This is a genomic window from Acinetobacter sp. ANC 4169, assembly GCF_002135355.1.
In the GTDB taxonomy this organism is placed as follows: Bacteria; Pseudomonadota; Gammaproteobacteria; order Pseudomonadales; family Moraxellaceae; genus Acinetobacter.
The window spans coordinates 30,091-47,655 of sequence record NZ_NEGE01000011.1 but is presented as its reverse complement, the minus strand read 5'-3'; the positions used below and the strand labels follow the sequence as shown (position 1 = coordinate 47,655).

The following is a 17,565-nucleotide window of genomic DNA, read 5'->3' as shown; positions in this document are numbered from 1 at the left end:
TTTATTCCCCTTTCAATACTGGACCAGACATGCTGGAGTGGCGCGAGTCACCCAAGACTGAAATCATCAACATGGTGGCACCGACCACGGTGACATACACACCGACATCAAATAATGCAGCAGATGCTAAGTGAATATCACCCAACAGGGGCGGAGCAATATGGATATGGGCACTGGTCAGGAATGGACGTCCCCAGAACCAGGCACCCAGCCCGGTCAGTCCTGCAATAGTGAGTCCTGAACCAATCCAGATTTCATATAAGCGGCCTGATTTGGCTCTTAGCATCTGTTCAGCCTGGTCTTGGCCTAAGGCAATGTACTGGATTACCAAAGCCAAAGAGGTAATTAAACCGGCAATAAATCCACCGCCTGGCAGGTTATGGCCCCGCAGGAAGATATACAGGCTCACCACCAATGCCAAAGGCAATACCCAGGATGCGGTAATACGGAACATCAACGGCGAAGGGTTAAAGCGGTAAGTCAGTCCTTGGGTAATGCTGGTACCGTGTGCACGCATGCCATCCATGAGACAGAGTGCCCCTATGGCAGCAATGCCGAGTACGGTAATTTCGCCGAAGGTATCGAAACCACGGAAGTCGACCAGAATTACGTTGACCACATTGGAGCCACCACCGAGTGGAAGCGACTGTTGCATAAAGAACCATGAAATCGAGTTGTGGTCACGGGTCAAGATCAGCCAGCTAATCCAGCCGATGCCCAGACCGCCACCAATCGCAATCAGGGCATCGCGCCAGCGCTGCGAAACGCTGGATTCATAAGGGGTAAGCTGTGGCAGCAAGGAGAGGCTCATCAGTAGCAATACTGTAGTAACCACATCGACCGTGATTTGGGTTAAGGCCAGATCAGGGGCAGAAAGGGTCACAAAAACCAGGGTGACCACAAGACCAACTGCACCGCTAATCAGTACCGCCTTAATCCGTTCATGATGGAACCACAGCATCATCCAGCAGGCCGAGAACAAGAGCAGCCACAGTACAATGGCAATAGCCGGTGCATGGGTAAGTTCACGTGTGCCTGTGGTCAGGCCTTGATGGATAAAAGGCATGGTCAGCAAAGCGGCACTGAACAGCACAATCCACATCAGATAGCTTTGCAGTGAGCCATTTTCAGTTTGACGTTTGAACTTGCGTGAACTGAGTAACAGGTGCTTGAGAAATAAATCAAACAGCACCTTGCCCTGAAATTTTCCGAGCAGTGGATCAAGGTCAATGTCACGAATTTTTCCATTTTTGGCCAAAGCAAAATAGAAAATGATCCCGCCAAATAACGCAATTGCACTCATCAGCAAAGGCAGGTTAAAACCATGCCAGATGGCTAGATGGGTACCGGCAAAGTCAGGTATTTGAGTGCTGGCACGTGCAGTTGAATTAACAATATTTTCCACCAGCAGGGCAGGTGCAAGGCCGACCAAAATACATAAAACCGCCAGCAGTATTGCAGGTAAGCGCATGCCCAAAGGGGGTTCATGCACTTTGTGGTTGGGTACCTGCGAGCCTACAGGCCCATCAAAAAATACGCCATGTACCAAACGTACTGAATACGTTACTGCGAAAATTCCCGCCAGCGTTGCGGCAATGGCAGAAAAAATCAGTACTGGGCCGGACAGATTGGCCAAAAGTTCAGTAAAGAACATTTCCTTGGACAGGAAGCCATTGGTCAAGGGCACACCGGCCATAGAGGCAGCCGTGATCATGGTCAGGGTTGCAGTAAAGGGCAGCAATTGCCAGATACCGCTGAGTTTACGCAAATCACGGGTTCCGGTTTCATGGTCAATGATCCCGGCAATCATGAACAAGGCAGCTTTAAAGGTGGCATGGTTAATAATATGGAAAATGGCAGCAGCAATCGCTAGGGGTGAGCCAATCCCCAGTAAGCACACAATCAGGCCTAAATGACTGATGGTGGAATAGGCCAGTAAGCCTTTTAAGTCTTCCTTGAAAATGGCAAAGAAGGCAGCCATACATAAGGTGAACAAGCCCACGAAAGTCACAATATTGTGATACAGCGCGGCACCGACAAAAATCGGGGTAAAACGGGCCAGCAGGAAAATTCCGGCTTTGACCATGGTGGCAGAGTGTAAATAGGCAGAAACCGGGGTCGGTGCAGCCATGGCATTCGGTAGCCAGAAATGGAACGGAAACTGGGCACTTTTGGTAAAGGCGCCGGTTAAAATCAGCAATAAAGTTGGAACAAATAATGAATGATGCTGAATTTGATCCTTCATCGTAAGGATCTGGTCAATCTGATAGGTTCCGGTCATTTGACCTAACAGAATGAAACCGCCCAGCATAGCCAAACCACCCATGCCGGTAATGGTGAGCGCCATACGTGAACCACGTTGTGCCGCTTCATAATTATTCCAGTAACCCACCAGCAGGAAGGAGGAAATACTGGTGAGTTCCCAAAAAATAAGCAGTAAAATTAAATTATTAGAAAGTGATATGCCGAGCATGGAGGCCATGAACAGCATTAGCAAAAGATACAGTTTGCTCAGGGAGTTTCTGGGATTTAAATAATAATAGGCATAAATATAAATCAGCGTTCCGATACCACTAATCAGCAAGCAAAATAACAGGCCTAAGGCATCCAGACGAAAGCTTAAATCAATACCTAACTGGGGTAACCAGGCCCAAGTTTGTGTGACTGTTCCACCATTAAACACATCTTTAGCTTGCATCAGTAACAGGGTCAGACTACTCAGGCTGACCCCTATAGCGGCTAAGGCCGTCACCCCGCGTGAAAATTTCAGCCACGAGACAAGGGTTGTGCCTAGTATTAACGGTAACAAGATAATAATCGGTAGCACACTCATATCCAAAGTCGTGAGTTAGGCGATAAACACCTAAGCGTGAATCTTATCTTTCAATGATTACAGGACTGCAAAGAGCTATCCAAACTTTTCAATCTTGAAAGCCGGTTTGAGTTAAAAAATGAAAAACAAGCTGTGTTGCGCAACCTGTAAAAAGTCATAGTAAAATCGGATTTTACTATTAAACTTTAAATATACATGATCTTTTGACATGAGTAAAACAACATCAATTATTTTTGCGCACACACCAGGGTTGGTCGACATTTCATAAATGGCTTGTACTGCAGGCTAAAATTGAGCATGAGACGTATCTGTCGCAAACATAGACGAAGTGTCAACAAACCCTGTTTATTATACGCCTGTCCATGCAAAAGGGGCGCAGCGTGTTTAGCCAGATCACGCCCCAGAATGGAGTATTTTTAAGATAGAAACTTTTTTGAATTAAATTCAATCTTTTCAGTCAAGGCAAAGGATGGGGAGAAGATGTATCATCCTGTTGTTGAATTAAACGCAGCAATTCGGTTTGCTGTTCACCATTTAAATGCTGTTGAATCTGTTCTAACAGGCTTTGTGGCGTGATGCTTTCCAGTTCAGGTTCAGTTAAAGTGTCGGTTTCAATCACTTCTTCATTAAACACCAGGTTCTCATAAATGGTGTCAAACTTTTCCTGCAAAGGCTGTAGTTGCATATCAAACAGCAGTTTATTTTCCAGTTTTAAGCATTGATATTCAGTGGCATGTTCCAGCAATTCGGTACGATTGCCAGTGGCAATAATTTGTAGACGCGGAAAAGCCTGATGCAGGCGCTGTAAAATCACTTGAGAAGTATTTTGATCCAGCTGGTGATCAATGGCATCAATCAGCAAAATGCCATCACCTTCCAGGCAGGGATATAAACTGTTGGGATTGAGCAGGCACAACCGCCGTACGATATCTCCCACCAAGGCGATCCAGTTTTTGACACTGTTGGAAAGCTGCTGATAGAGCATGGTTTTTTCTGCATAACTCACCATCAGCTGCAATTTGGGCTGATACTGCAAATAAATATCTTCAAAATCGGGAAGAACGGTGCTTAAGGCCTGTTTTAAAGCGTCCAGACTAGGCGCGTTCATTTGTTTTTGTGCATTCACCAGATGTTGCAAAAAATCATTTTCTTTATTCTTCTGAATGGCAGGATGCGACACCAGCTGCTGAAACAGCTGTGCAATCTGGGCATTTTCAATATCGCTAATTTCACGAAACCATTCAAAGAACCGGCTAAAGGTGGTATAGGGAATGGTGGAAATTTCATAGGCATGTGAAGTCTGGAAAACCACCGGATTATTCTTGCTCTGAATGTTCATTTCATTCACAAAGCGTTCTGCCGGATAATAGGCAATTAAGGGCAAGCCTTGCAGCTGATCGTGTTTGAGCGCGTTATGATAGAGCTCCACCAGATTGTCTAATTGTTGGGTTTCGGCCTTGCTGGTGCCAATGCCATGACTATTTAAGGTTTTATAAATTTGCCAGTCACAAACCGTGAGTGTCTTGTCTCCAGCTTCGTTAGAGGCATTTAAAGTACCAATATCGGGCGGAATATGAACCCGAATATCAATTTTGGATTGCAGGCGGGTAAACATGATGTCCTGATCCAGCATCACCACACCGGTCGCACGCAAGTCTTTATAGCGTGCCGCAAACCAAGTCAGTGCCTGATAGGTAAATTTTAAAATGCCGGTTTTGCCGGAGCTTTGATCGCCTAGAATCAGGGTGACGGGCTTGTCGTTAAATTTCAGCTTGAGATCGGCAAAATGAAGCGCGTGTTTGAGTTGAATAGAATCGATTTTCATAAAACACCTGCCTTGCAGCTAAAGCTAAAATTATTCTCCCACAGCTTTACGTAGCGATACCGGCATTTGCTTTTTCAGCTGTTGTACCAGATCGTAAATGTGGTGAATATTTAAACTTACTTTAGCACGTGTGCAGGCCACGTAAAGCAATCTTAACTCTTCGTCACTAATTTTATGGTCTTTTTCATTGACCTTGAATTGATAGTCATCTTCGATATGCACACGCTCCCATTCCAGACCTTTGGCTTTGTGTGCGGTCGAAATAATGTAGTCAGCTTGTTCAATCGGGGTGATTTTGGCCAAGGCTCTTTTGAGTGGATCGGTGCCGTGATCATCCACCAGTTTCACCAAAGGCTTAATGTCACTACCATCATTGGTTTCACAATATTCATGTACATCATGCCATGAATTAAACCAGGCCAGTTCCGGCACATCAGTCACACGGCGACCCTGTTTCAGCATGCTGGCGGCATCGACAAAACGGTTTAGTTTGGCATGATCGGCCTGCAAGCTGACTTTGTCGCCATGCACCAGTCCGGAAAGCAGCAGTTCCATGGCCCGGGCATTGGTACGGCATAAAATCGCATCACGTTGTTTGGTATGCGGTTTATTGACCACTTTGGAGTTAAGATGCGGATTACCAAGTAAAGGTACAGTCTCGTTTAATGCCCCCAAGATGGCATTGGCATTCAAGGCAATTTCTTCACCAAAACGGAATGATGTGGTCAAGCGCGATTCAGGCAGCGGCAGCTGCTGCATGGCATTGACCGCACCACGCCAGGCATAAATCTGTTGATGGGCATCGCCAACATAAATCACCTGGGTATTTCTTTGACGCAGCAAAATTCCCAGCATTAATGGATCGGCATCTTGCGCTTCATCAAACAGTACATAATCGGCAGGGATATTCGGCTCTGAGAGTGCCCAAAGTTTTAGATAAATATCGTGACCAATACCGGCTTGATGATTGGGATCAATCGACTCGAGCCAGCGCCGTTCAATGGCCGGATATAAATGTTTCTGCAGCTCTTCAATATCGTCTGGATGTAACCAGCTGGGCGCTTGCAGATGACGCGGTGCAGGATATTGTGAACTGGTCGAGCAGAAATAACTGACCGCATTGGCCACCAGACTGGCGAGACGCGATGGCATCATCACATATTTTTCATAACGCCCGCCCATCATCCGGCGCAGGGTAATCGGTTGCAGTCGATATTCCTTGGCGATAAAACTCGGACTTAAACGTGGCAGCCGCAGTTTGTCAGTCACGCCACGCGGCGCACTACGAAAAGCCAGCGAGTGAAAGGTGCGACAGTCGACGTTGCGATGAAATTTACTTTGCGCCTCGCTAGCAATGGCTTTGTTAAACGCCAGATACATGCCACGCCGCTCGGGCATGGCATCACTGATCATTTGTAAAGTCGTGGTTTTACCTGTGCCTGCATAGGCAATCACTTTAAAGGATTTGCCTAAACGCGCATTATCTATGGCAATCGCTTGCTCATAAGTGGCGCTCGGTTTTTTCGAATCAGACACAGTCATGGGCTTAATGTTGACGACTGGCTTTTTCAACCAGGCCGGACAAGCCTTGGCGACGTGCCAACTCGTTGAGTACCCGTTGTGGTTCAAGATCGAAATAGCCCAACATCACAATAGTATGGAACCATAAATCTGCCACTTCATAAATTAAATCGTTTTTATTATCTTCATGCGCTTCGGCTTTAAAGTCTTTCGCTGCAATGATGGTTTCAACGCTTTCTTCACCAACTTTTTCTAAAATTTTGTTTAAACCCTTGTGATACAGCTTGGCCACATAAGAGGAATCTGGATCGGCTTTTTTACGCTCTGCCATCATCTGACCCAAATAATCTAAAACTTCCACTTGTTCAGATTGGGCAGTCGAAGCATTCATGGCAAGGGTGTGTGGATTGGTCGATTTTTCAGCATAAATTTGCTTTGGATCTTTCAATTGTGCATCAACAATTTCCCAGCCATTTGCAGTTAATTTACGATAAAAACACGATTCACGACCGGTATGGCAAGCAATACCGCCGTGTTGTTCGATTTGCAACACAATCACGTCGGCATCACAGTCCAGACGGATTTCATGCACGGTTTGGAAATGACCGGATTCTTCACCTTTATGCCACAATTTTTGACGCGAGCGAGAGAAATATACCGCCTGGTTTTTTTCCGCAGTTAAGGCTAAGGCTTCACGGTTCATCCACGCGACCATGAGCACACGGCCGCTTTGATGATGCTGGGCAATGGCAGGAATTAGACCTTGTTCGTTAAATTTTACTTCATCGAGCCATTGCAAGTTGTTCATGAGAATTTCACCAAAAATATGTTCAAAATGGAAAACAGCGAATAAAAATCGCCACTGCATAGTGTACGTGATTAGCGCTGCTTTGAGAAAAAAATATACGCCTGATCATTTTGGATTTTGACTCAAAATGGCTCAGGTGCTTTATTTACAAAAAATTTTATAATATCTCAAGCCTTGGAAAATAGATTCATGCAATGATCCAGCGTTAAGTGAAACCTGATCATGTACAGGTTTCTCTCAACATGGTTTTATAAATCCTGCATAAATTGCGGAAAATTTTGTTTCGCCACCATCTCCAAAAACTCATCCCCCAAACGCTGGCTTTCTGCGACTGATTGATTCCACATCTGAATCCGCTGTTTCTGATCCAGGCCTTTCAAGGTGAAATCTTTACGATCAGGCAAACGACCCAAGGGTAAAGATTGCAAATAGTCCTGTGACGGTGAAAGCAGTAAAGTGCGTGCCTGATTTTCAGGATTGGCTTTACGCTTTTTCAACATCTTGTCGAACCAGCCCGGGGTGATGCTGTCGCTAAAGTGCGGATACAACACAATGCCCTGACTTTCAAAGGGCAGGTCAAGGTGATAATCAATTAAACCCCCATCACGGTAGCTGCCTTTGGGCGCATCTGGAATATCCCGAATAGCTGCCATAACGCCGGGGATGGATGCAGATGCCATTAGCCAGGGTGTGACATTGTCCTGGGTTAAAGTCTGATAATGCGTGACAAAATCATCTTGTACCTTAAACTGTTTGCCCGTTTCAGGTTGGCTGATGACCCGCTGCATAAATAAACGGTTATGCTTGCGTGCCAAGGCATTGCTGCTGACGATGCCTGCCACAGAAGCCAGCAACGGCAAGGCTTGGTCACTTTGAAAGATATGTTGGGCCTTCACCGAAATCACTGCAAGATGATAATCTGGATGTTGTACCAACTGTTGCTCTTTATCTTGAATCAGATTAACCAGCATCTCGCGGCAGATATTACCGACTTCCTGACGGGTCATTTTTTTATGGAAATACAGGTTGGTATAAAGCTCTGCAAGACGCTCAGTCCCTTCTTTCGCCCCCCAGGCAGCAATACTGGCAAAGCGCCAGCTGCCAATAGATGAGCCAATCAGGGTTCTATGCTGTGGTACCCGAGCCAAAAAATCACCGAAAATGGCCTGATCCAAGCCTTGAATACCAATCCCTTTGGGACCACCTGCAGCGCCAGGGATAATATCGACTTGCTGGGCAAGTAAACCGTCTTTTTCAATCAATTGACGTGCCAAGTGACCGGCACGGATGTTTAATGCTGGTGGACGTTTCTGCAGGATTTGCGTCATGATCTATTATTAAATATACAAGGATATGTTTATTTTAAGTCGCTAGCTCAGGGCAACAATGGCGAGATGATTCAGTTGGTGACTATGTAGTCACTCTAAGATCACAGGTGATTTATGCTATTAGATTTAACGCATTTGATGAAGGATTACTCTACTCCTGAGGTTTCAGATAAAACTTACATCTATGGAAAAAATGATGATCAAAGCAGATAAATGATTTATAGGGAAAGTCGGAGGGAAAGATCGTTTAATATTTCCTCACTGCAAGAGGATCGTATTGTAGTTTTTTAAAGGGGCTTAAAAGTTATAAATTGTGAGCCCGAGGGTTGCAATTCCGTAACGTTGGTCAAGATGTGAGGCGGTCACCGCATTGTATAAAAAGGGGATGTGTCCGACAAAGTTATGTTGATACAGTTCGCCTTTAATAAAGGCCGTAACGTGGGAGGTGAAATGATAACTAAATTTCGCCCCCAAACTATGGTTATCTTTTATCGCTTGATTGCCAAAGTTGTTTACACGATCATCGATGTCATTACGCCATAAATGTTGGTACTGGTATGCAAGCTGGCTTTCAAAGTTTTGATAGCGCCAGTTCCAGGATCCTCCCAAACTTGCATAGTAACTGTCATAGTTGAGATCTTTTTGTATATCAATGCCATATTCATTGGCATTGCCAGAAACGTTTAATTGAGTGACTGGTATATTACCGATAGAGCATGGTTTAGCTAAATTCCCTGTAAACTGATTGTTTGATTGAATATTTATATTCACTAAGCAACCATTCGATTGTGCCTGAATCTTTAAATTTTTCACCTCGACTTCACTATATCCCAATGAAGTGAATATATTGATTTGATGCATTGGGCTTATTTGATGTGAAAAAACAGTATCTAATTGAAAGTTAAGGTCTTGTGGCTGATTAACAGTGACTTGGTTAAAAGTTCTTTGGTTCACCTCTGTGGGTGAGGATTTATTTAACTCATCAGCCTCATTATTCCATACACTGGTTCTAAAAAATAAAACGCTATTTTCATTGATTTTAAAATTGGGAAAATAACGTATACCTAAGAGCAGGCTATGAATGGTATTGGTATCTTGAGAATAATCAAGTTCCCTATACCAATAAGATCCTTCTAATAACCATTGAGGATGGAACTGATATTCAGCTGTAACATGAGCACCGCGATAATCACCAGTACTATTATCTTGTATACCTGCATTTTCTCGGATATCAAAAAAATCAATGGTTTCATCAACAGCATCCAAGCCAAGTGTTAATTTAAACGGAGTTGAGATCTGTTCCGTAAAAATATCTGATTGAAGAAAAAGATCTTCAGGTGCGGCATATATAGAAGATCCATATATTAGGCCAATTAATAAAGGCAAATAATTAAATTTCATATGGCTACATCACTAAAATAATTTTTCTTATTGAAGAAAAAATCCAGCTTGAAGGCTGGATTTTGATCAATTAACTCAATTTAAAATAACCAGTCAATGCAGAACCTTTGAATGTTAAACTGCCGATAGTGACCGTTTCTTGTGAGAGATTAAATTGTGGATTAATGGTATAAGTGCGAGGTAGTACATAAGCAGTTACCTGAATAAGACTGCTAGCAGGTAATTTGTTGATATAATTAGTGTAATAATTTTTTAATGTGCCATTACTTTGGATTAAGTCATTTAAAGAAATATTGCCATTAGCGTTGACCATCATGTCTTGTGGAACAATGAATTGAAACTGCTGAATATTTTTTGAAGACGAAGAAATATTAATAACTGTATTTTTAGGTATTTTTGCCGAAAGCAGCGAGCCCTGATTATTAAATTTAACCTGAATATTGTTAATACTTATATTTAAATTTTCGTGATATGTACCATTAGTTCCATTTAATTTGAAGGCGAGTGCTAGCGTATCATTTAATTCAGATTTTGCATTTGCTAACTTGAATTGTACAGCAAGGGTGTCATTCAGATCTTTAAGACCGATATTTAGTGGATTAGTCTCACTGGAAGCTTTAATGGCAGCGACATCGTAATTTGCTAAAAAGAAGTCATTATATGTAGGTGTCTTTAAATTTTCAGTAATTGTTTCAAGTGCTTGAGTATTTGTTTGCAATGCTGATAATAAATCGGCACTGGTTCCTCCTTGCTGAGCAATGCTGTCAATGGTGGATGAAACTGCAATGATATTATTGCTAATTTGATCGGTAATTGTAGGATCTATAGTGCTATCTGGATCATTCATTTGAACTTTTGCAGTATTAATCGCCTGATCAATAATATTTTTTAATACATCAGGGTTAATTTTAGCCGAGTCAGCTGTAAATAAGGCTTGAGTGGATAATTGACTAATCAATGTGTCAAAAGTAATTTGAGCAGCCTGTTCCTGAGAGAATGCATTTGAACCATCATCTTTATGAATGGCCTGTAGATGATCTTCAATTTGAGTTGCAAGTTGTTGTAAAATAAACACTATAGCTAGCGTATGAGCATCACCATCTTTTGCCGGATCGAACTGGGAAATATTACTAATATTACTTAAACCTAAGTTTGTTAAAATTGGATTTAATTGGCCCGATTGTCCTGCTTTTTCTAGATAATATTCTAAAGAAGTTAATGGACTAACCACCAATATGCCATTTTGTAGGTTTTTTAAATCCATTTTTTTAAATTTTAATATACCTGTAAATGGCAGGTTGGTACCAGTATCTATGCCACCCGTGATGGTAATGGCAGACTCATAGCAAGCGGTAGTGGTGGTAAAAGAAAAGTTGCCATTTGCATCAGTTTTTATGGACGTGTTTTCACAATCATCAAATTTTATATCTGCACCTTTTAAATAAAAATCTACTGCCGTACCTTGAATGGTGGTAGGTGTAAAACTTGTACTTTCAGCTTCCTTACTACTATCACCACAAGCCGCTAAAAAACCTGAAACCGCCATTGTAAATACACAAATTTTTGAATTTTTAATTAACATTTTTTTATCCTCGTATTATTCTTATTCTTTCTCTTATATCAAAAAAAAAGCTCGAAATAAGGATTGATCTACATATTTATTAATCTTTAAAATTACATTTATTCTTTTTTAAAGGTTTGATTATTATTAATTTAATATTTAATTAATGATATCTGGTTGTTGTTGTTAATAATTTTTCGCGAGTTGTTTTTAAATAAAAAGAAATAGTGTTTTAATTTTTGGGTGAAATAAAATTTTTATTTATATTAAAGAGTAGCTCGTCTTTAATGAGGTTAAGGCGAACTATTTTTTATTGATTATAAAAATAACTAAATGAATTTATTGATTTTTTATTTGCTTAATTATTTTGTCAGACTGTTTTAATAATGTTAGATTGTGAAAATAAAAGCCTATTTAAATTTTGCTGTTTAAACAGGCTGGAGTAATTTTTTATTTTATTGTTTTTCAAAGTTTTAATTTGAAACTACTATTTCACTACCCGCCAAACGGCAAGCAGGCTGGAAAGCAGGATTAAAAGAATTGACACATACCACGGCGCAATAATGGCTATCGATAACAAGATCGCCATGATACTGCCAAACATCCAGCTGCGTTTTTGCTGATGTTCCATTTGCAGACGCATGCTTTGCAGTTCATGTAATTGTTTGGAATGCCAGGCCGACTGATTTTTTAAACCGTTCAGACTATCGATCATCAGGCTTGGTAAATCCTGTGCACCGAGCAAAAGGTCTGGAATTTTTTGTCCCAATTCCTTCAGGTTCTTCTGCGGATTCATTTGCGCTTTAATCCAATCGGTCAGGATCGGTTTCGCCAGTTTCCAGATATCCAGTTCCGGATAAAGGTCTGTTCCCAAACCTTCGACATGAACTAATGTTTTCAGCAAGAGCATCAGCTGTGGTGGAATTTCCAGATGGAAACGACGGGCAATATCCATGACCTGAATCAGGATGCCGGCAAAGTCCAGTTCATGCATTGGCTTCGATACCATTGGCCCCACAGTGCGACGCATTTCACGCGCTAAGGCATCTTGGTCTGTACCCGGTGGAATCCAACCGGCTTGATGCACTACAAGAATCAACTGCATAAAGTCACTGTTCATGACTGCCAGTAACATGCGTGCCACAGTCATCTGATCATGCTTGGACAGTTCACCCATAATCGCGCAGTCGAGCGCAATAAAGCGTGGATTACTCGGATTAATGGTTTCGACAAACACATTTCCTGGGTGCATGTCGGCATGGAAGAAGTTGTCGCGGAACACCTGGGTAAAGAAAATGGTTAAGCCTTTCTCTGCCAAGTCCGCACGATTCATGCCCATCTTGTCGAAAGTCGCCGTGTCAGAAATCGGAACACCAGTGATCCGTTCGGCCACCATCACGTCTTTGCTGTCCATATAAACTTCAGGCACATACATCATGCTTGAGCCGGTGAAGTAATGGCGCATACGACGGGTGTTATCGGCTTCCAGAGTCAAATCCAGTTCATTCAGAATGATTTGACGATAGTCCTGAATAATTTCAGAAAGATGCAAAGCGCGGGCAGCTTCTAAACGTTTTTCTAAGGCGGCACCGAGCCAGTCTAAAATCTCGAAATCCTGTAAAATTTGACTGCGAATATTGGGACGAGTGACTTTTACCACCACTTCACGACCATCATGTAGCGCCGCAGTATGCACTTGAGCGATTGACGCGGCTGCAAGCGGTTGCTCATCAAAACGAGCAAACAAGGTATTTATATCGGCTTTCAGTGATTCTTGAATGCGGGTTTTGGCAACGCTATTGTCAAAGGGTTTGACCCGGTCTTGCAGCAATACCAACTGTTGTAGAACTTCAGGTGGAATCAAATCACGACGGGTCGAGAGCAGTTGCCCTAATTTAATTGCCAACGGTCCCATTTCTTCTAAAGCTTGTTTCAGCTTGAGTGGGTTTTTACGTTCACGGCTAGACCATGCCGCAGGATGCATGCGAATGAAATTTAAAGCATGACGGGCTTTTTCTGGTAACTCTTCCGCAGGAAACAACGTGTCGAGTCTATAGTGCGCGGCGATGCGCCAAAGTTCGAGTAAACGTGAAACGTGCGGAATCATAAATGTAATTACCTAATCTTGAGGTGAGGCAGGAGGGGTATCTAAAGCATCAATCTGTGCCTGAAGCTGTTGAATTTTAGCTTCAGCACGATCTAAATTTTGATTGAAAATTCGGGTATCTTGCTGCAAATCATCCATTTGCCAACGTGCAGCAAATAAGCCGGTATCTTCTTTTAACGCATCTTCAGCAAAGAATAAATAACTTTCTAATGAACGTTTTAAATGTTTCGGTGCCAGCTGGATTTTTCCCAGTTCATGGGCTAGGGCAGGACCAATCCATGGACTTAAATGTGAGGCTAAATCCGGTTCGGCCTGTTGCATGATGCGTTGAATATCCTGCAACAGGTGATAGTCCCCTTGCAGCGGAATATTGCCGACATCTTCAGCCAATAGCAGTTTGATGAGCTCGACGACCGTTTTGACATGCAAGGTCGCCGTTGCTTCAGTTATGCTTGACTGCTGCTCGAATGGGCGTTGTTCAAAGATGGATGCGCTTTCAGTGTGTCCTGTTGGCGTCGGTTCCAGACGCACTTTATTATCGTCAAAAAACACATCGACAGAGAGCTGTGGTGAGTCAATCACCACACGCAACATTTTGCCTTTCAATTCATTGAGCTGAATGCGGGTAATGGCATCCAGATCAATCACATGATGAATTAATCGTTCAACTGCACCGAGTGCCAGAATCGACCACATAGCATAAAACCTTAAAGTTTAAAGCCGCGGTGAACCGCCACAATACCACCAGTTAAGTTGTGGTAATCACAGTTCTGGAATCCGGCATTTTCCATCATGCCTTTGAGGGTGCGCTGGTCAGGATGCATACGAATCGATTCGGCCAGATATTTATAACTTTCCGAGTCATTGGCAATGATTTTGCCCATGATGGGTAAAGCCGTGAATGAATACAGGTCATAAAGTTTAGAGAAAGGCTCAAACACCGGTTTAGAGAATTCAAGCACCAATAAACGGCCACCTGGCTTAAGTACGCGGTACATTGCAGCGAGTGCAGCATCCTTGTCGGTAACGTTACGTAAACCGAAACTGATGGTCAGCAAGTCAAAACTGTTGTCTGCAAAAGGTTCCAGGGTTTCGGCATTGGCCAAAACAAAATCGACATTGGTGCAGCCGGCATCGATTAAACGGTCACGACCGACATTCAGCATCGATTCGTTGATGTCTGAAAGTACTACATGACCAGTAGGGCCGACTTCACGACTGAAGACTTTAGCCAGGTCACCTGTACCGCCTGCAATATCAAGCACATGCTGGCCACGACGTACGCCAGACATGTTAATGGCAAAGCGCTTCCATAAACGGTGAATACCGAATGACATCAAGTCATTCATGATGTCGTATTTACTCGCTACAGAATGGAACACTTCTGCCACTTTCTGGGCTTTATCTTCACTACTTACTGTCTGGTAACCGAAATGGGTGGTTGCACCGACATTACCGGTATTGGCACCACGTGGAAGATTGTATTTCGGTACTGAACCGGTTACTGGAGTATCGGTCAACTGTTGTTGTAGTGATTGTTGCTGACCTTGTGCAGTCCCTTGCGGAAGGGGCTCAGTTAAGAAAGGACTCACTTTGTCTTTTTTTTGTGCCGGCTCGGTTGTCGAGGTAGGCGTTTGATTTTCGTTAGACATTAGAGTCACTCCTAACATAAAAATAGGGTTAATGTTGCAGTGCTTGCATGATGACAGATTCTAGGACGTTGTACAGCAATCCGCATGCAATTGTTATGAATAATATACAGAAATCTGTTCTGAGTTTTTATTCACTGCGCAAATTTGTTATTTCCATCACCATATAAAGTTACTGAAATGGATCAGGATCGCCTGCATGAACCTTGTGGATAATTTGACGTTCAACTGCAGTGAAATCTTTCACGAACTTCTCTGCCGACTTTAACGGTTTCATTGCTAAAAAGCCATCCTGCATAAACTCATACATCACGTCGAAGTTATATTTGCTGGCTGTGCCTTTGCACATTTTAAAGGCGGTATAAACCACAAATGAGCGCATGTATTTATCTAAACTTAAGCCCAGCTGATCGAGTAAATCCAGCTGCTGCAAGCGCTGTTGGCCCTGATCCAGTTTTAGATAGGTCAGTCGCATCATCTCATCGGTTAAGCTTTCATGCGGATGATAGTCCTCAAGCAACTGCATTGCTACCTGCTCATCCAGCTGCACTGCAAAAATGGCTAAAGATACGCCTGAGGTACCGGTTTTAACGGCATTTTCAGGAATCAATTTTTCTGCCTTGTGGGCATATTTCATGAGTCGTGCAATTTGCTCAGCCAGGGCATCAAAGTCCGGACCGCCATACAGGCGATTCAGAAAATACTCCGACATCAACACATTATGCTTTTCTGCAAAAGGCTTGCTATGGGTAGCTTGCATACGTTGCTTTTGCCAGGCCTGTACATCTTGCAGGCGCCGAAAAATGTCAGGGTTTTGATGATAATTTAATTGATAATACAACTCTAAAAGATCATCTAATGCAGCCAGTTTAGACATTCTGTGTCTCTATTATTTTTTAGATGGCTAAATCTTAGAGCGAGATGGGCAAAGTCGCTATGACAAACTGCAAGAAAAATGATTTAAATTAAGTCAGTTTGCTGGAAAACGAAGCAATTATACGCAATATAAACACTATGGGTTTAAATTCAGTATTGTACTATGCTTGAATAGACTGAAATCTAGAAGAAAAGACGGGGAAAACATGACACTCAAAAAAACAAAAAATCCGTTGCTGGATGAAGATGAGCTTTCCCTGAATCTGATTGAAGCACAATATTTTTTAAAAGATACCCGCGATCAGAACAATGCCAAAAGCGTACTGGTGCTGGTCAATGGCATTGAGCTGGCCGGAAAGGGCGAGGCGGTGAAGCAGCTGCGCGAATGGGTCGATCCACGTTATTTGCTGGTCAAGGCCGATGCACCGGTCATGTTCAATCAGAAACAGCCGTTCTGGCAACCGTATGCACGTTTTATTCCTGCCGAAGGTCAGATCATGGTGATGTTTGGCAACTGGTATAGCGATTTGCTGGCCACAGCATTGCATGTGTCCAAGCCCCTCGATGAAACCCAGTTTGATGCCTATATTGAAGCTATGCAGGCTTTTGAGCAGGACTTAAAAAATAACCATGTCGATGTGGTCAAGGTCTGGTTTGACCTGTCCTGGAAATCCTTGCAAAAGCGGCTGGACAATATGGATCCCAGTGAAGTGCACTGGCATAAATTACATGGTCTGGATTGGCGTAATAAAAAGCAATATGACAATCTGCAAAAAATGAGTCAGCGCTTTCTTAAAGACTGGCAAGTGATTAACTGTGAAGATGAAAAATCCCGTGATCAGCAATTTGCGCAGATTATTTTGGCGGCTTTGAAACACTGTCCCAAGCACCAGACTGAAGCAAAAACTAAATGGAAACAGGCGGCTATTCCAGAGCTGCTGCTGCATCCGGAAAATCAGCCCACTACCGATGAAGACTATAAAAAAGAACTGAAAGAGCTGTCGGTAAAAGTGGCAGAGGCGCTACGTTTTGATGACCGTAAAGCCATTATTGTTTTTGAGGGCATGGATGCGGCAGGAAAAGGCGGAGCGATTAAACGGATTGTGAAAAATCTGGATCCGCGAGAATATGATATTCATACCATTGCTGCACCGGAACAATATGAATTACGTCATCCGTATTTGTGGCGGTTCTGGACCAAGTTACAGACTGATGAAGATATCCGGATTTTTGACCGTTCCTGGTATGGGCGGGTGCTGGTGGAACGGGTGGAGGGTTTTGCCAGTGAACAGGAGTGGCAGCGGGCGTATGAGGAAATTAACCGCTTTGAACAGGATTTGGCCAATAGTCAAACTGTGGTCATCAAGCTGTGGCTGGCGATTAGCAAGGAGGAGCAGGTAGCCCGTTTTAAAGCGCGCGAAGAAACACCGCATAAGCGCTTTAAAATCACGCCGGATGATTGGCGCAATCGGGAAAAATGGGATGCCTATCTGGATGCTGCCGCCGATATGTTCGAACGAACCAGTACTAACTATGCACCGTGGCATATCATTGCTGGCAATGATAAAAATACCGCGCGTTTAGCCATATTAAGAGCCATTTTAAAACAGCTGAGAGCGGATTGAGCTCTCAGCGGCGAGATACATCTATCTGATG

The 17,565-nt window shown here is 43.1% G+C and carries 12 protein-coding genes; 1 reads left to right on the top strand and 11 read right to left on the bottom strand.

Annotation, left to right across the window (positions count from 1 at the left end; genetic code table 11):
- Position 1 precedes the first annotated feature (1 nt).
- The 11 genes from B9T26_RS09655 to B9T26_RS09605 form a co-directional block, all read right to left on the bottom strand.
- Complete coding sequence (locus tag B9T26_RS09655; RefSeq protein ID WP_086199495.1) at positions 2–2,839, bottom strand: monovalent cation/H+ antiporter subunit A; 2,838 nt, start codon at positions 2,837–2,839, stop codon at positions 2–4.
- Between the two features lie 451 nt (positions 2,840–3,290).
- Positions 3,291–4,658, bottom strand: a complete 1,368-nt coding sequence (locus tag B9T26_RS09650) for an ATP-binding protein (protein WP_086199494.1) — start codon at positions 4,656–4,658, stop codon at positions 3,291–3,293.
- Between the two features lie 30 nt (positions 4,659–4,688).
- Positions 4,689–6,194 carry a UvrD-helicase domain-containing protein gene (locus B9T26_RS09645; RefSeq protein ID WP_086199579.1) on the bottom strand — a complete coding sequence of 502 codons (1,506 nt, stop codon included), beginning with the start codon at positions 6,192–6,194 and terminating at the stop codon, positions 4,689–4,691.
- A gap of 10 nt (positions 6,195–6,204) precedes the next feature.
- Positions 6,205–6,987: a bifunctional phosphoribosyl-AMP cyclohydrolase/phosphoribosyl-ATP diphosphatase HisIE gene (gene hisIE / locus B9T26_RS09640; RefSeq protein ID WP_086199578.1), complete on the bottom strand. Its 783-nt coding sequence runs from the start codon at positions 6,985–6,987 to the stop codon at positions 6,205–6,207.
- Between the two features lie 248 nt (positions 6,988–7,235).
- The gene (locus tag B9T26_RS09635; protein WP_086199493.1) at positions 7,236–8,315 is read right to left on the bottom strand and encodes a patatin-like phospholipase family protein; all 1,080 of its coding nucleotides are present in this window, start codon (positions 8,313–8,315) and stop codon (positions 7,236–7,238) included.
- 297 nt (positions 8,316–8,612) lie between these two features.
- A complete protein-coding gene (locus B9T26_RS09630; RefSeq protein WP_086199492.1) occupies positions 8,613–9,716 on the bottom strand; it encodes a hypothetical protein in 1,104 nt (367 codons plus the stop codon).
- A gap of 70 nt (positions 9,717–9,786) precedes the next feature.
- The gene (locus B9T26_RS09625; RefSeq protein WP_086199491.1) at positions 9,787–11,298 is read right to left on the bottom strand and encodes a hypothetical protein; all 1,512 of its coding nucleotides are present in this window, start codon (positions 11,296–11,298) and stop codon (positions 9,787–9,789) included.
- Between the two features lie 466 nt (positions 11,299–11,764).
- Positions 11,765–13,384, bottom strand: a complete 1,620-nt coding sequence (locus tag B9T26_RS09620; protein WP_086199490.1) for an ABC1 kinase family protein — start codon at positions 13,382–13,384, stop codon at positions 11,765–11,767.
- 12 nt (positions 13,385–13,396) lie between these two features.
- Positions 13,397–14,080, bottom strand: coding sequence for an SCP2 domain-containing protein (locus tag B9T26_RS09615; RefSeq protein WP_086199489.1), 684 nt, complete (start codon positions 14,078–14,080; stop codon positions 13,397–13,399).
- A gap of 11 nt (positions 14,081–14,091) precedes the next feature.
- Positions 14,092–15,036, bottom strand: coding sequence for a bifunctional demethylmenaquinone methyltransferase/2-methoxy-6-polyprenyl-1,4-benzoquinol methylase UbiE (ubiE, locus tag B9T26_RS09610; protein WP_086199488.1), 945 nt, complete (start codon positions 15,034–15,036; stop codon positions 14,092–14,094).
- Between the two features lie 169 nt (positions 15,037–15,205).
- Entirely contained in the window at positions 15,206–15,910 is a 705-nt protein-coding gene (locus B9T26_RS09605; protein ID WP_086199487.1) for an FFLEELY motif protein, read from the bottom strand.
- A 205-nt stretch (positions 15,911–16,115) separates the two neighbouring features.
- Between B9T26_RS09605 and B9T26_RS09600 the strand changes: the two genes are divergently transcribed.
- Positions 16,116–17,534 (top strand): phosphate--AMP phosphotransferase, encoded by a 1,419-nt coding sequence (locus B9T26_RS09600; protein ID WP_086199486.1) that lies wholly within the window; start codon positions 16,116–16,118, stop codon positions 17,532–17,534.
- The last annotated feature ends 31 nt before the right edge of the window (positions 17,535–17,565 follow it).

Excerpts from the sequence above, each read along its gene's own strand:
- B9T26_RS09650 (WP_086199494.1), bottom strand. The coding sequence starts at position 4,658 with ATGAAAATCGATTCTATTCAACTCAAACACGCGCTTCATTTTGCCGAT.
- hisIE (WP_086199578.1), bottom strand. The coding sequence starts at position 6,987 with ATGAACAACTTGCAATGGCTCGATGAAGTAAAATTTAACGAACAAGGT.
- B9T26_RS09635 (WP_086199493.1), bottom strand. The coding sequence starts at position 8,315 with ATGACGCAAATCCTGCAGAAACGTCCACCAGCATTAAACATCCGTGCC.
- B9T26_RS09630 (WP_086199492.1), bottom strand. The coding sequence starts at position 9,716 with ATGAAATTTAATTATTTGCCTTTATTAATTGGCCTAATATATGGATCT.
- B9T26_RS09625 (WP_086199491.1), bottom strand. The coding sequence starts at position 11,298 with ATGTTAATTAAAAATTCAAAAATTTGTGTATTTACAATGGCGGTTTCA.
- B9T26_RS09620 (WP_086199490.1), bottom strand. The coding sequence starts at position 13,384 with ATGATTCCGCACGTTTCACGTTTACTCGAACTTTGGCGCATCGCCGCG.
- B9T26_RS09615 (WP_086199489.1), bottom strand. The coding sequence starts at position 14,080 with ATGTGGTCGATTCTGGCACTCGGTGCAGTTGAACGATTAATTCATCAT.
- ubiE (WP_086199488.1), bottom strand. The coding sequence starts at position 15,036 with ATGTCTAACGAAAATCAAACGCCTACCTCGACAACCGAGCCGGCACAA.
- B9T26_RS09605 (WP_086199487.1), bottom strand. The coding sequence starts at position 15,910 with ATGTCTAAACTGGCTGCATTAGATGATCTTTTAGAGTTGTATTATCAA.
- B9T26_RS09600 (WP_086199486.1), top strand. The coding sequence starts at position 16,116 with ATGACACTCAAAAAAACAAAAAATCCGTTGCTGGATGAAGATGAGCTT.